The organism is Allomuricauda sp. CP2A, assembly GCF_001683915.1.
In the GTDB taxonomy this organism is placed as follows: Bacteria; Bacteroidota; Bacteroidia; order Flavobacteriales; family Flavobacteriaceae; genus Flagellimonas.
The window spans coordinates 1-1,785 of sequence record NZ_LXTT01000085.1; the positions used below are offsets into that span (position 1 = coordinate 1).

The following is a 1,785-nucleotide window of genomic DNA, read 5'->3' on the forward strand; positions in this document are numbered from 1 at the left end:
TATTTATATAAATATGTTTTACATCTACATATACCTTTAATCGGTCACTTAACAATGCCAAATGATACTACCAAATTTATATGATTAATTACGCTTTTCCGCAATGGGAAATGGGTAAGGTGTTCACTCTTTATTGTCAGGTAATGGCGAGATCATAATATGGGCCCTGTGGGTTCCGGGATTCATGATCCAGGGATGGTTTGGCCCAACAGGGTTTTCGGGAAGCCCTGTGGATTCGGCAGTGGCAAAGGGCAAATAAACCACATAACGGTATTTCGCGCCTTCCACTTTGTAGGTTTCGGGATCGTAGCGGTCATTGGGGCCATAATAGATATGTAGGGTAGATCCCGGTTTTCCCATATCCAGTTTGCCCGATTTTGCCTCCGCTTCCCGAATATCAAAAATTTCCGGTCCGGTCTTTCCCTCGGCCCGTAGTTCCCGACCTCTCGCCATAAAAGGTTCCAGGCTTTTGTGGTAGCATGCCGCATTGAACCCCGATTTTTTCGGGTCATCGGCAAGAACGATGAATTCGTTGTCTCCCTCACGGAGCGTCACAAATTCCCCGTCCATATTGTAGCCTATGACCTTACATCCATCTCGGCTTGCTTCTGGAGCGGCCATTAAGGAAGTTGCAATTAAGGCTTCCTCGGTGTCGATGGCAACGTAGTTGTTTTTGGCCTGCGTTGCGGTGCTGTCGTTTACGGCTTCCTTTGCAGTTGATGTGTCGGTTTCGTTTTTGTCCTTGCCTGAAGAGTTGCAGGAAATTAAAACTCCGGAAAAGGCTAGTGCAATTATAATTTGTTTCATTTTTTAAGGATTTAATGGTCTGAAATTGGCATCATTACGATGGTTTCTAAAAGATACCACTAAATTTTTAAAGTTGAGGGGCTTTTTCCTGAGGGGAAGTGTAAAGTGTGGTGGAGGTGTTGCGGATAGTCAGTGGGGTTTTGTATAATTTTACTCGGCACAAGCCATGAGGCTTCCGCTAGCCAGGGGTTACTGTTTAATGTCTGTTTTTAAAGAGTCAGGGTTTTGTCTGGTGTCAAAAACGGTAACAATTTCAATTTCATTTGTTTTCGATAGGATGCGATAGAAAAATGTAGATTGTTTTGTGATTACACATTTGTAAAGTCCCTTCAATTCGGTTGATTGTGGGCAGCTTTCAGGTTGTGAGGAGATTTGGGAAATCTTTTGATTGAGTTTTTGAAAGAACCTATCCCTTGCTTTGACTCCCCATTTTTCAATAAGATAATCGTTTAGTTTTAAAAGTTTTGATTCAGCAAGCTCGGATAAAAATACTTCCATCAAGAGATTTTCTTAATAAAGGAATTGTATGAAACTCTTTTTCCTTCATCGAGTTCCGCTAACCCTTTTTTTATCTCTTGTTGCTGTTCTGTGGACAGTTCATTCCAAAAATCCCCTTGCTCTTTTCGGAGCATATTGGTCATTTTCTCGATAATACTTTCATTATCGATTTTCAATATGGCCTGAATCAATTCTAACTTGGAAGTCTTTAAATCCATAGCATTAGGGTTTATCCCAAAGATACAATTTTAATCGGTTCCCTATTGTTGTTGCGAGCCTGCCTTTATCGGCAGGCAGGCGTCACGTCGTTCCATTCACTTAACATTTTGATTACTTGTATTCGGTACGAGCCAAGAGGCTCGCGATAGCGGGGTGATTAAATTATATTTAGTTTTTTTCTAAATTGCTAGCATATTTATCAATTTGGGTTAGATTATCCGAGATGCTATCAAATATAGATGTACTGATATTATTTACTGT

Annotated in this window: 3 protein-coding genes; all 3 read right to left on the reverse strand. The window is 40.8% G+C overall.

Annotated elements, in window-relative coordinates:
• Positions 1-123: 123 nt before the first annotated feature.
• Positions 124-807, reverse strand: coding sequence for a hypothetical protein (locus A7D14_RS10315; protein ID WP_067033901.1), 684 nt, complete (start codon positions 805-807; stop codon positions 124-126).
• A gap of 189 nt (positions 808-996) precedes the next feature.
• Positions 997-1,305, reverse strand: coding sequence for a type II toxin-antitoxin system RelE/ParE family toxin (locus tag A7D14_RS10320; RefSeq protein ID WP_067033905.1), 309 nt, complete (start codon positions 1,303-1,305; stop codon positions 997-999).
• On the reverse strand, positions 1,305-1,523 hold the full coding sequence (locus A7D14_RS10325) for a hypothetical protein (protein WP_067033908.1): 219 nt from the start codon (positions 1,521-1,523) through the stop codon (positions 1,305-1,307). Before A7D14_RS10325 ends, A7D14_RS10320 begins: the two co-directional genes overlap by 1 nt.
• Between the last annotated feature and the right edge of the window lie 262 nt (positions 1,524-1,785).